Annotated in this window: 9 protein-coding genes, 2 pseudogenes and 1 riboswitch; of the genes and pseudogenes, 10 read left to right on the forward strand and 1 reads right to left on the reverse strand. The window is 39.6% G+C overall.

Annotated features, from left to right (window positions below; genetic code table 11):
* The first annotated feature begins 87 nt into the window (after positions 1 to 87).
* The 3 genes from KFQ09_RS18735 (at position 88) to pbuX (ending at position 4047) form a co-directional block, all read left to right on the forward strand.
* Positions 88 to 1593 carry a carboxypeptidase M32 gene (locus tag KFQ09_RS18735; RefSeq protein ID WP_129548351.1) on the forward strand — a complete coding sequence of 502 codons (1506 nt, stop codon included), beginning with the start codon at positions 88 to 90 and terminating at the stop codon, positions 1591 to 1593.
* Positions 1594 to 1928: 335 nt separating this feature from the next.
* Positions 1929 to 2028: riboswitch (purine riboswitch) on the forward strand.
* Between the two features lie 118 nt (positions 2029 to 2146).
* Positions 2147 to 2731, forward strand: coding sequence for a xanthine phosphoribosyltransferase (gene xpt / locus KFQ09_RS18740; RefSeq protein WP_008346333.1), 585 nt, complete (start codon positions 2147 to 2149; stop codon positions 2729 to 2731).
* Complete coding sequence (gene pbuX, locus KFQ09_RS18745; RefSeq protein WP_007500846.1) at positions 2728 to 4047, forward strand: xanthine permease PbuX; 1320 nt, start codon at positions 2728 to 2730, stop codon at positions 4045 to 4047. The genes xpt and pbuX overlap by 4 nt, the downstream gene beginning before the upstream one ends.
* 64 nt (positions 4048 to 4111) lie before the next feature.
* Here the strand turns inward: pbuX and KFQ09_RS18750 are convergent.
* A pseudogene (locus KFQ09_RS18750) lies at positions 4112 to 4965 on the reverse strand (polysaccharide deacetylase family protein).
* A 606-nt stretch (positions 4966 to 5571) separates the two neighbouring features.
* On the opposite strand from KFQ09_RS18750, the gene KFQ09_RS18755 reads away from it, so the two are divergent.
* The 7 genes and pseudogenes from KFQ09_RS18755 (at position 5572) to KFQ09_RS18785 (ending at position 13369) form a co-directional block, all read left to right on the forward strand.
* Complete coding sequence (locus KFQ09_RS18755) at positions 5572 to 6078, forward strand: GrpB family protein (protein WP_046343818.1); 507 nt, start codon at positions 5572 to 5574, stop codon at positions 6076 to 6078.
* A 319-nt stretch (positions 6079 to 6397) separates the two neighbouring features.
* Positions 6398 to 7494, forward strand: a pseudogene (locus KFQ09_RS18760) (type III polyketide synthase).
* A complete protein-coding gene (locus KFQ09_RS18765) occupies positions 7494 to 8003 on the forward strand; it encodes an isoprenylcysteine carboxyl methyltransferase family protein (protein WP_017359716.1) in 510 nt (169 codons plus the stop codon). Before KFQ09_RS18760 ends, KFQ09_RS18765 begins: the two are co-directional and overlap by 1 nt.
* An 85-nt stretch (positions 8004 to 8088) precedes the next feature.
* The gene (locus KFQ09_RS18770) at positions 8089 to 8175 is read left to right on the forward strand and encodes a Fur-regulated basic protein FbpC (protein WP_223251174.1); all 87 of its coding nucleotides are present in this window, start codon (positions 8089 to 8091) and stop codon (positions 8173 to 8175) included.
* Positions 8176 to 8307: 132 nt separating this feature from the next.
* Positions 8308 to 11901: a dynamin GTPase gene (locus KFQ09_RS18775; protein ID WP_255835875.1), complete on the forward strand. Its 3594-nt coding sequence runs from the start codon at positions 8308 to 8310 to the stop codon at positions 11899 to 11901.
* 41 nt (positions 11902 to 11942) lie between these two features.
* Positions 11943 to 12206, forward strand: coding sequence for a YpbS family protein (locus KFQ09_RS18780; protein WP_008346351.1), 264 nt, complete (start codon positions 11943 to 11945; stop codon positions 12204 to 12206).
* Between the two features lie 275 nt (positions 12207 to 12481).
* Entirely contained in the window at positions 12482 to 13369 is an 888-nt protein-coding gene (locus tag KFQ09_RS18785) for a 5'-3' exonuclease (RefSeq protein WP_074041985.1), read from the forward strand.
* The last annotated feature ends 1 nt before the right edge of the window (position 13370 follow it).

Raw genomic sequence — 13370 nt, forward strand, 5'->3', positions numbered from 1 at the left:
TATCCTCCTTTTTCATTGACAAAAGAACATTTATTGAAGTAGCCTTGAAACGTACATACATATTTTATTGATTGGGGGAACGAACGCATGAGTCTTGAATCAAAAGAGAAAGCGTTTTATCAATTACTAGGAAAAATCGCCCATTATACAGAGGCGCTTCATTTACTTTATTGGGACTCTCGAACACAAGCGCCTAAAAAAAGTGCTGATTTCAGAGCAGAAACCATCGGTCAATTATCCAGCGATATCTTTAATATGAAGACTTCTGATGAAATGAGAAATCTTCTTGATGCATTAAATAAAGAGAAAGAAAAGCTTTCAAAAGACACGCAGAAGGCACTCGAATTATCGCAAAAAGAATATGATGAAAACAGCAAAATTCCAAAAGAAGAATTTAAAGAATACTCCATTCTACAATCAAAAGCAGAACATGTTTGGGTAGAAGCAAGGGAGAAATCAGATTTTTCACTCTTTGCACCCTATTTAAAACAGCTGATTGATTTTAACAAGCGTTTCATTCAATACTGGGGCGTGAAAAAAACACCATATGATGTGCTGCTCAATAATTATGAGCCGGATATGACGGTTGAACAACTCGATCAAAAATTCGGTGCACTTCGAGACGCCATCGTTCCTCTCGTGAAAAAAATTGAAGCTTCGCCAAATAAACCGGATACTTCGTTTTTATCGAAAAGCTTCCCGATCGACAAACAAAAAGAGCTGAGTCTCTTTTTCTTAAAAGAGTTAGGGTATGACTTTGACGCAGGACGACTTGATACAACGGTTCATCCATTTGCTGTGACATTAAGCAGAGGGGATGTACGTGTGACGACGCGTTATGATGAGTACGATTTTCGCATGGCGATCTTTGGCACCATTCATGAATGCGGCCATGCCATTTATGAACAAAATATTGATGAGGCACTGAGCGGAACGCTCTTATGTGACGGCACATCAATGGGTATTCATGAATCACAGTCTCTTTTCTTTGAGAACTTTATCGGCAGACATGAAGATTTCTGGAAAACGTATTATCAAAAGCTGCAAGAGGCATCTCCTGAACAATTTAAAGATGTCACTTTAGAAGAATTTGTTCATGCGGTGAATGAATCGAAGCCGACTTACATTCGAATTGAAGCAGATGAACTCACGTATCCACTTCACATTATTATTCGCTATGAAATTGAAAAAGCCATTTTCAATGAAGAAGTAGCCGTTGAAGATCTGCCGGCGTTATGGAATGAAAAATATAAAGCATATCTTGGCATTACGCCGCCTAACGATGCGCTTGGTATTTTGCAGGATGTTCACTGGTCTGATGGTAGTTTTGGTTATTTCCCTTCATATGCACTTGGTTATATGTATGCGGCGCAATTAAAGCAGCAAATGATCAAAGATTTACCGAATTTTGATGAACTGATTCAAAATGGGTCTTTTGCACCGATAAAAGAATGGCTAACTGAACATGTCCATCAGCATGGAAAACGGAAAAAGCCATCTGAAATCATTCAAGACGCAACTGGTGAAGAATTAAATGTTCAATACTTAATTGATTATTTAACAGATAAGTACACGAAACTATATTTATCATAAATGAAAGGCACCCTTTGATCAGAAGGGTGCTTCAGCGTGTAGACAAACCCTCGCATTCGTTGTCAGGGTCTGTGGGTGCTCACGAATGTTAAATTCGCTCTGCTCCGGTGCTCGCCCTTCCTAGACTGCAAAGGTTTTCTATCACGCTGAAAAGAAGACAAAGGGCTAAAATCAAGTTCATTTTAGCCCTTTGTCAACAATCTGAGGCACCCTTTAATCAGAAGGGTGCTTTTTTGCTGGTTGAATATTCTAAAAACGAACGTTTAAAGCTTAATGATTATTTAAGTTCGGTATTTTTCTAGAAAAGTGCTTTCCAAGCGTCTGAAATCTTGTTATAATTTGAACACTATAACACTCATATAATCGCGTGATAATGGCACGCAAGTTTCTACCGGACACCGATACCGTCCGACTATGAGTGAGCAAAATGAAACAGCTTTTGTATGAGCTGAAGATCCCGTGGATCGTTTTCGCATTGCTTGCTCCTTAATGGACAGCAATGCTTTTTTTATGCAAAAAAATGAAAGTTGCTAATATGCTGGGAGGAAGAATGATGGAATTGTTACGTCAAAAGATCGAGAACGAAGGAATCGTTCTGTCAAATCAAGTGCTAAAGGTAGATGCTTTTTTAAATCATCAAATTGACCCTGTGTTAATGCATGAGATCGGTCAAGAGTTTGCTAGATTATTTAAGCATGATGGAATTACTAAAATTATCACAATCGAATCTTCTGGTATTGCACCTGCTGTCATGGCTGGACTTGCCCTTCATGTGCCAGTTGTTTTTGCCCGAAAGCGGCAATCACTGACTTTAACGGATAACCTTTTGACAGCAAGTGTGTATTCTTTTACCAAAAAAGTAGAAAGTACGATTGCTGTCTCTAACACGCACCTTAGTGAGGATGATTGTGTGTTAATTATCGACGACTTTTTAGCAAATGGAGAAGCCGCTAAGGGACTAGCTGCAATCGCAAAGCAAGCGAAAGCAAAAGTAGCTGGTTTTGGAATTGTTATCGAGAAATCATTCCAGCCTGGAAGAAAAGAACTTGTGCAAATGGGCTATAGAGTCGAGTCACTCGCACGTATCGAATCGCTCGAGGAAGGAAAAGTCACGTTTGTACGCGAGGTACAATCATGAGTGCCGCTAAAAAAGCCAAAACCCTTTCGCTAGGGATACAGCATGTACTGGCGATGTATGCAGGTGCGGTTCTTGTCCCGCTCATTGTTGGAGATGCGCTTGGGCTCACGCCAGCCCAGCTGACGTACTTAATTTCGGCAGATATTTTCATGTGCGGTGCCGCCACACTGCTTCAAGTATGGAAAAACCGCTTTTTTGGCATCGGTTTGCCTGTTGTACTAGGCTGTACATTTACTGCGGTATCTCCTATGATTGCGATTGGATCTAAATATGGAATTTCGTCTATATATGGAAGTATTATCGCCGCAGGGTGTATTGTCATTGCTCTTTCATTTTTCTTTGGGAAGCTTGTGAAATTTTTCCCGCCCGTTGTCACAGGTTCCGTCGTCACGATCATTGGAATTACCTTAATTCCGGTCGCCATGAACAATATGGCAGGTGGTGAAGGAAGTGCAGACTATGGTTCTTTTGAGAATCTTGGACTTGCTTTTCTTGTATTGTTTATCATTGTCCTTCTCTATCGATTTACAAAGGGATTCATGAAAGCCATTGCCATCTTAATCGGCATTCTACTTGGGACAGCAGTTGCTGCTTTCTTAGGGAAGGTGGAGACGGCAGAAGTGGCGAATGCACAAGTTTTCCGCATCATTGAGCCTTTTTACTTTGGGCTGCCTACTTTTGAATTTGCACCAATCATGACAATGACATTAGTTGCCATTGTGTCATTAGTCGAATCAACGGGTGTATACTTTGCGCTCGGAGATTTAACGAATCGTTCATTAAAAGAGAAGGATTTAGCAAAGGGATATCGTGCAGAGGGAATTGCCGTTTTATTAGGCGGTATCTTCAACGCTTTTCCATACACAGCCTACTCCCAAAACGTTGGATTGATCCAATTAACAGGTGTGAAGAAAAATCAGGTCATTGTGGTGACAGGTGTATTATTAATGGTATTTGGCCTTTTTCCTAAAATCGCGGCATTTACAACGATTATTCCAAAATCCGTTCTAGGCGGTGCAATGGTCGCCATGTTTGGCATGGTCATTGCGTATGGGATTAAAATGCTCTCACGCGTCGATTTTGCCAAACAGGAAAACTTACTCATTGTCGCATGCTCAGTTGGCATCGGGCTCGGAGTAACGGTTGTGCCGCAAATGTTTGAGCATTTGCCAGAATCGATTAAATTGTTAACAAGTAACGGAATTGTCGCCGGAAGCTTTACCGCTATTTTGCTTCATATTATTTATCACATGATTCCTTTTAAAAAAGAAACAGAGCAGGAGCTAATGGAAGAACCTAAGCAATCTGTTATGTGATCACTTCTCTTGGAGAGCTGAAAGCCCGCATCCTTTGGATACGGGCTTGTTGTGATTAGTGTTATTAATGTTGTACCGGTGGCATTGTTTCGTTAATGACTGCAAATGTATAGCCCTTGCTTTTAGTTGTGTAATCAGGCTATCTAAATAGTTCGTGGTAGAGGGTTGATCATGCATTAAAATCACTTTTGGTTCAAATGGTTTATTTTTCTCGAACATTTGCAGTTGATCCAATACCTCTTGAACATATTGTGAGTTTTTATATCTCCAGTCAAGGCTATCAATCGTCCAATCCCAGTAAATAAAGCCATATTGGTTTAAGCGTACTTTTTGATCATATGTTAAATTTGGAACACTGCCATAAGGTGTTCTCACAAGACGGGTGTAAACGCCTGTAACAGAAGCAAGAATGAGCTGAGCTTCTCTCATTTCATTTGCGGGAGACTCACTGTTTTGATAAAAGCGGTTTATATCATGCGTCATGCCATGAAGCCCTAATTGATGTCCTTCTTGATAAAGTCTTTTCACAGCTGCTTGGTGAGCTTGGATTTGCGGTCCAAGCATGAAGAATGTCGCCTTCACTTGATGTGCTTTTAAGACATTTAACAGCTGATTTGATGTAGCAGAAGGGCCATCATCAAATGTTAAAAAGACCGTTTTATTCGTTGTCTGTTGGTTTGGATTGGTCTTAAATTGTTGATCCAATGTTCTTGTAGACTGATCTTTTGCTTTCAGACTGATACTTGTGTCTCGGAAGTCACTGCTAGTAACAATTTTTGCTTGCCCATTTGTCGCCTGCAAATGGGGTTTAGACATATCCCAGATAAAAAAGAGAAACAGTGTAAGAAGCACTAAACCAATTATCTTCGAGAGAAATATCGTGTTGTAGGGTGTTTGTTTTTTGGACACCTTTTTCATGACAATCACTCCAGTCAATTAAATTTTGTGCCGAATCATGTAGTAGATTCTGTCTTTTTTCACTGTTTTTCATGGTGTTCATATTGATTAAGTATACAGGAAAAAAACACCTTTTTATATATAATCATCAAATAAATTAGCATTTTATGGTTATTTATTTGTGTTGATCAGAAAAAAGGTGATCCATCCATGTTTAAATGAAATAATTCTGAATATGATCGAAACGTTGATATTTATACGCTAAGATAGCAACAGATTTAACCATTAATGCGAAGTGAAAGTAGATTCCGTATGAAAGTGTTGTAAAATGACGATTTCATTGAAAAAAAGGATGCTCATGTGGATATTGGAGATAGAGGCTATCAATCGCGAAATACATAGAGAAAAGCTCTTACCGTACAAAATGTTGAAGGGATGTTTGTTCTTTAGATATAAAACTAAGATGAGAGTGAATTGTTAAGAATCGTATTGAATGACATCAACCAAGAAATAGATCTAAACGAATAGGATGATTATTGAAATCTGTCTGCTCTCTCCATATGGGACTTATGATAAAGTTGGTTTATTAACATTCTCCAAATGGGTGTTAAAAGGTGGGATAAGTAAATGTTAGGATTACCAAGAGGGGAAGTTTTTTTAGTACCTTGGTCTATGGAGTGGAAAAACGAATATGAAAAAGAAAAGCGCCAGATAATAGCTGATATTGGTCAATACACAATCAATGTACATCATATTGGAAGTACGGCAGTAAAAGGTTTAAGCGCTAAGCCAATTATTGATATTGCAATTGAAATAGAACATTTTTTTGATGGAGAAAAATGTGTAATAGCGTTGGAAGGACTCGGTTACTCATATAAAGGAACAAACGTATTACCCGAAAGACACTACTTTAATAAAGGAGAACCACGAACACATCAAATCCATATGTACCAAAGACATAATAAGTATTTACTTGAACAGTTAAATTTCAGAGATTACTTGAGAAATAATGAGCAAGCTAGAAGTGAGTACCAACAGCTTAAACTTAAATTATCAAGTTTACATGGAAATGACAAACACAAATACGCACATGAAAAAACTGATTTTATTAAGTCAATCCTTGAAAAGATTTAGGTGAGGGTTTGCTCTTTAGATGTTCTTAAGAGAGGTCATTCACAGAGGAACTCCCAATTAACGGAGTTCTTTTATTTTTCATTAAATCAACATTATTTTTGAACTTAAATTGCATAAAAAAAGCAGGTTCGCTTGGCTTGGAACGAACCTGTGAAGGAGGAAAACTACATCATGTTTTCACCTATATTATCCAATATTTATCAATTGTCGTCAAGACAAAAAGTTAGACGGAGGAAAATATTTTGACTGAATTGTGTCGTTTTGGCATGTATATCCTTTTTTTGATTGGGGATATTAACCGAAAAAAGAGGTGAAGCCGATGGCATACATTCTTTCAGTTGGAACAAGTCTGCCAAAACATCATGTGGATCAGCAAGCAGCTGCTCAATTTGCAAGGTCTCAATTTAAACGATCGTTTAAAGATATTGATCGGCTATTAAAAGCTTTTAATAATGGCGAAATAGAGAGCAGGCAGTTTGTACAGCCTATTGATTGGTATCAAGAACATCATTCTTTTGAAGAGAAAAACAACCTCTATATCGAAAAAGCATTGGCACATGCGAAAGAAGCCGTTTTTCACTGTCTGCATGAAACAGCGTTCCTTACAAAGCCAGTTCCTTTTGATGAGATTGATGCTTTGTTTTTCATCTCCAGTACAGGGTTATCAACGCCAAGTCTTGATGCAAAGCTGATGAATGTTCTTCCATTTTCTCCTTATACGAAACGAGTGCCGATTTGGGGGTTAGGCTGCGGGGCGGGGCGGCAGGCTTATCCCGAGCTTATGAATACATCAGGGCGTATCCAGAAGCGAAAGTGCTCGTTGTTGCCTGCGAGCTTTGCAGCCTCACTTTTCAGCCGCAAGATCAATCAAAAAGCAATTTAATTGGAACCTCGCTGTTCGGTGACGGGACTGCGGCCGTTCTTTTAACTGGAGAAAAGGCCGCCTCTAAGTATACGCGGTTAAAAACGGTTCCTAAAGTGCTTGGCACGCAGTCAGTGACCATGAAAGATTCTGAGGATGTGATGGGATGGGATTTTACCGCCGACGGATTTCGGGTCATCTTCTCACGTGACATTCCGTCCATCATTTCTGGCTGGTTAAAAGAGCAAGTGGATCAATTTTTACATCAGCTAGGGTTTTCAACAGAGGATGTATCCGTTTTTCTTGCTCACCCTGGAGGAAAAAAAGTGATTGATGCCTATCTTGAAAGCCTATCTTTACAAGATCATCAGCTATTTTCTTCAAAAGAGGTTCTGAAACAGCATGGAAACATGTCCTCTGCCACCGTTTTATATGTGATAAAGCATTTTCTTGAACATCAGTCACTAGATGCAGGACAGGTGGGGCTTTGCGGAGCACTTGGTCCAGGCTTTTCGTCAGAATTATTGCTCATGAAATGGGAGGGGCTCTCGTGATGATTTTCTGGATAGTGATTGGCATTTTCATTTGTCAGCGCCTCATTGAAGTGCTTGTGGCGAAAAGAAATGAAAAGAAGGTGAAGGCGATCGGAGCAATTGAATTTGGTGCAAGCCATTATCCTTATATGGTCGCTATGCATGCAGCTTTTTTCCTCTCGCTTATTGGAGAGACATGGCTGCTGCATCGTCAACCGTCTCGTTTTTTCCTATTGCTGCTTGTGTTCCTTCTTGCTACCCAGGTGATTCGGTACTGGGCACTATGTTCACTTGGGACGTATTGGAATACAAAAATCTTAGTCGTTCCAAATGCGATGATTGTGAAAAAGGGGCCGTATCGCTGGTTAAAGCATCCTAACTATGTGGTGGTGGCGATTGAACTGATGTTCATTCCGCTGCTATTTAACGCATTTATTACTGCCATTTTGTTTACGTGTTTAAATGGATGGATGATGATGGTCAGAATACAAACAGAAGAAAAAGCGCTGAATCAATATTTACTAAATTAATATTGAAAATCATTATCAATTGTGCTACACTTTCATTAATGATAAACATTCTCAATCATGAAGGATGGACGGTGATCACATGACAATGATTTTCTTACTCGGTACGGTCTGTGTATACAGCTTATTGATTGGCTTCGTATTAAAAGGTGTTTCAAAAAAATCTGCTTCCTGATTGCAGTCCATTGTGACTGATCGGGCAGCAGATTTTTTTTATTTCCTCAGATCAGAAGAAAAATCTCTTTATTTTGTGTAAAATGGTACACATACATAACTGACTTTTCTAAAAACAAAGGGGTTTATCGTCATGAAAGACTTGTCTATTCGAGATTCGCTCGTTCAAACTACAGGTGCTTTATATCAAAGCCTTCTGAAAAGGGATGATCACGAGCGCGCAGCCAAACTTGCATCTATTATGAAAAAGGAAGCTGAAGAAGAAGTATATATCGCATTTACCGGCCACTATTCTGCTGGTAAGTCATCACTAGTGAATCATCTTCTTCATGATCACATCCTGCCCACAAGCCCAATTCCAACGAGTGCAAACTTGGTTGTTGTCAGGAAAGGGGTCAGTGAAGTTCAGCTCCATACGTCTGATGGACGCTTTGCAAAAATGAGCGGTTCTTATGATAAAGAAGCGGTGCAGCGTTTTTGTAAAGATGGGGAACAAATTGAGATGGTGGAAATTAGCGGTGATTATAGTGGACTTGAAGAAAAAGTGGCACTCATTGATACGCCGGGAATTGATTCAACGGATCATGCGCACTTTTTATCCGCTGCTTCGATTCTTCATCAAGCGGATGCTCTTTTTTATGTCGTTCATTATAACCATGTCCATTCTGAAGAAAACATTCGCTTCATTCGCTCGATTAAAGAGAAAGTGCCTAATCTTTATTTCATCGTCAATCAAGTGGATCGGCATGATGAACAAGAGACAACTTTTGAAAACTACAAAAAACAAGTCGTTGAGATGCTTTTAAAAGAAGGCATTGAAGAAGAACATCTATATTTTACTTCTGTGACGGATGAGGCACACCCAAAAAACGAAATGATCCGTTTAGTGAAGAAGCTACAAGAATTACAAACCATGCCTAAAGCATCACTTCGAGCCTATACAGAGCAGAAAATCGAACATGTTTTAAAAGAACATATAGACTCGTTAAAAGAAGAACTGCATGAAGAGGACCTTGATAATCAGCTTCGAGAAAAAAGGAATGAAGTGAAAGAACTAGAAGAGAAACGCCGATTTATTGAAAATGGTGCAAAGCAGGTAGAAGATAAAGTGTCTTCTGAAGTAGAGAACATCTTAAAAAATGCAAACCTCACGCCATTTAAGATGCGAGAGCTTGCAAGTGACTATATCGAATCGAAAGCACCTGGCTTTAAAGTGGGTTTACTTTTTGCCAAAAATAAAACCGAGCAGGAAAAGGAAAAGCGGGCAAGTGATTTCTTAGCAGATGTAAAAAAGAGAATGAAAGCGGAAGTTGACTGGCACATTGCCGAGCTCCTTAAAAAAGAAATAAAACAGCATCAGCTTGGGGAAGCGTTATTAGACAAAGCCATGGCATTTGACACACCTGTTGAAGAATCCTTGCTTGAAAAGGTCATTCACCAAGGGGCAACTTTTTCTAACGAATATGTTCTTCAATATGCGAAAGATGCTGGTGAAGCATTGAAAAGACAGGCAAAACAGCAAGCGCTTCAATTGATTGAACAGATGATTGAGACCTTGAAAGACCAGCTCAAGAATGAACAAGAGAAGCAAGAGGAAAAATGGAAACAAGCGAAACAAGAGCTTCAGAGGCTTGAGGGGTACAACGAAAAAAATGAAAAAATAAGACTAGATATTCAGCATTTATGGGATATTTGGCAAAACGGAACGGATGATCATATCCCAGGCGACTGGTTTTATGCGAAAAAGCAATGGATGCAGCACGACCAGCTGGAGAAGAATCGCGCATCAATTCATGTTGAAGAGAGCGATCAAGCAACTGAACGGATAGAGCGCGATCAATACCGCCAATCACAGCATTTAACAACAGCACAATCAATTGCACAATTTAAAGAGCTTTCCCGCATTTTATCGCCTTTAGATATTCTAAAGTCTCAAAGAGATTCCTTTGAAAAACGAACAGAACGGCTGCAGGCAAAAGAATTTACACTCGCTTTATTTGGCGCTTTTAGTTCTGGAAAATCTTCTTTTGCCAATGCGCTTGTTGGACGGAAGGTGTTACCATCATCACCTACGCCAACAACTGCGACAATTAACAAACTGACACGACCTACGGAAGATCATCCTCATGAAAGTGTCAAAGTGGTGTTTAAAACCAAGCAGGACATTCTAGAGGAACTCGATCAGATTCTTGGATTTTCGATCGCAACAGAAAAAGGAGATTCGTTTAAGGCAAAGCTGGAAAGAGTACTGAAAAAACGGCAGCTCGAACAGGATCACCGAATCATTGTAGAACATTTCCTACAAGCCTATGCCAAGTTTCATGATGACATTGACAACCAAACCAATTTACATGTCACACTTCAAGAATTAAAGCCTTATGTAGCGAAAGAATCTGTTTCTTGTGTGGTGAAGGAAGTGACGGTGTATTTAAGCACACCTCTGACAGATAAAGGGCTGACGATTGTCGATACACCAGGTGCAAGCAGTATGAATAAGCGTCATACAGAGATCGCCTTCCAGTATATGAAAGATGCAGACGCCCTTCTTTATTTAACGTATTATCAGCACTCTTTCTCAAAAGCTGATCGCTCATTTTTACGGAAGCTTGGACTCGTAAAAGATTCCTTTAGCATGGATAAAATGTTCTTTATCATCAATGCAGCTGATTTGGCTAAGGATCAAGCAGAGCTTGAAACCGTATTTGACTATGTACGAAGCGAGCTCACAAAAGAAGGCATCCGCAATCCAAACCTGCATCATGTGTCTAGTAAGGAAGAGATCGAAGGGAAAGAGCCGACATCTTATAATCAATATGCAACACTGAGAAAACAGCTCGACTATTTTATCGAGGAAGAATTAACGAAAGATGCCATTGAACTTTTGCATTTTGAGGCTAGTACATTATGTACAACGGTCGATAGACTACGTGCGACCTTGCATCAATCAGAAGATGAGAAAGAAGCTGAAAAGAAAAACATCAAGACATCCTATGAAGCCATTCTCGAAAAAATGCAAGATGTTAAACGGTCTAAGCTTGTGACTGAAAGCGTAAAAAAAGACGTGCATGAACAGCTCTATCATATTGTACAGCGGCTTTCATTATTTGCGAATGATCTGTTAAAGTCGGCTTTTTATCCTGGCATATCTCAAGGAAATTTTGGTCAGCAGTTAAAAAAGGCACTTGAGAAAGCGTTAAAGGAGTATGAATTTGAATTTGTGCAGGAGCTCAAGGCACTTGATATCCGAATGGAATCGTTTATCCACCATTATTTCCAGGAGGAGTGGGAAAAAGGGATGCAGGCTGCATGTGCGGAAGATCCTTACTTTTCTCTTAGCCTGTCAGCCCCTGAGGAGAAAAATGCTGAGCTAAAACAAATTGAAGTCGAAGCAGAGATTACACCATTTGAGCCGCTTTTAAAGAAACAAAAATCAGCGAAAGCCTTCTTTGAACAAAATGAAAAGGCTACGTTTATTGAAGCCATTCGAGATGTTCTACATCAAATGACAACACGTTGGGCAGATAACGAAAAAGAAGAGTTGCTGAGCAGATATGAAAAGCTAGTGAAGACCTATACGGAAAGGTACGCACAAGATGCTCTCCAACAGCTCAATGAGCAAAAACAGACATTTATGACGAGCCTTACAACAGATGCTGAAAAACAGGCGGTCATTGAACAAGTTTATGAACAAACAAATGAATGGAAGAACCAGTTGAAAACGAGATGATTCATGATAGACTATATAAAAAAGAAAGCAGTTGATAGACGATGACGAGCGTACACGAAGAAATTTCTGCACATTCACAGAAACAACATGCCCACATCCAATCTTTTCTTGCACTTGAACAAAAAAGAGAGCAGGCGATTGAATCGGCTGTGAAAAAATGTGAACACAATGAACCATTTTCAACAGATGAGATCAATGCCATTACGTCTAAAATGAATGAGCTTGCCCGAGGCGGAATTGTTCCGCTTCGTAAACATGTCACGATTGAGATGGTGGAAGAATACACCCAGCGTAAACAGAAGTAAAGAGTAACTTTCTCATTTTTGGTCATCTTAACAAATGAACCAGAAAGGGGAATGATCATGGCAAAAAAGCAAAACGTAAAGCAGCAGGAGGAGCGCATGCCAAAGGAAAAAGACATGCCATCCTACGCAGAAGCGGAAACGAAAAAAATGCAATATGGTAAAAAGTAATCGGGCTGCCTCTTCTTTATCAAAAAGAAGAAGGCGCCTTTTTTATGTTCGTTTCGATGTTCTATGATAGAATAGGAGTATTGTTTATAAAAAGGGAGTTTAGATGAATGAATAAACACGTATTACTTGTAGATGGAATGGCCCTTCTTTTTAGGTCGTTTTATGCGACGGCTGTCCATCGCAATTTTATGATAAATGATCGTGGTGTGCCGACAAATGGAGTGAATGGTTATTTGAAGCATTTGTTAACAGCTGTCCAAACATTTGAGCCGACTCATATCGTATGCTGCTGGGATATGGGGAGCCAGACATACCGGAACGAATTGTTTCAAGATTATAAAGCCAATCGAGGCGAGGCGCCTGTTGAGCTTATCCCGCAGTTTGATTTAGCAAAAGAGGCGACAGAAGAACTGGGGATCATGAACATTGGTGTGACAGGTTTCGAAGCAGATGATTGTATTGGAACGCTTGCATCAATCTATCAAAACGAAGCACATGTGACCGTCTTAACAGGAGATAAAGATTTGCTCCAGATCTTGAATGAACAAGTGACCGTGGCTTTAATGCAAAAAGGCATCGGGAATTATAAGCATTATACAAAAGCCATTTTTGAAGAGGAAATGGGCATATCTCCAAAGGCGCTGATTGATATGAAAGCGCTGATGGGTGATACTAGCGATAATTACCCTGGTGTAAAAGGAATCGGCGAAAAAACAGCATTGAAATTTATTCAAACGTATGAAACGATTGATCGACTGTTAGAAAATGTTCATGCATTAACGGCAGCTCAGCAAAAGAAAATGCAAGCAGGATTAGAAGATCTGAAACTTTCTCGTATACTGGCAGAAATTAAATGTGATGTACCACTCAGCTGTCCGATTGACGAAACAAAAATAAAAATGGACCCAGAGCGGGCAGCGGCAATGCTTCGCTTGCATCAAATTAAAGGGATCGAACCAATGGTTAACCGCTTAAGTCAATTAGGAATCAGTTAAG

Origin of the sequence: Bacillus sp. FS02, from assembly GCF_024398395.1 — a bacterium.
Taxonomy (GTDB): Bacteria; Bacillota; Bacilli; order Bacillales; family Bacillaceae; genus Bacillus; species Bacillus altitudinis.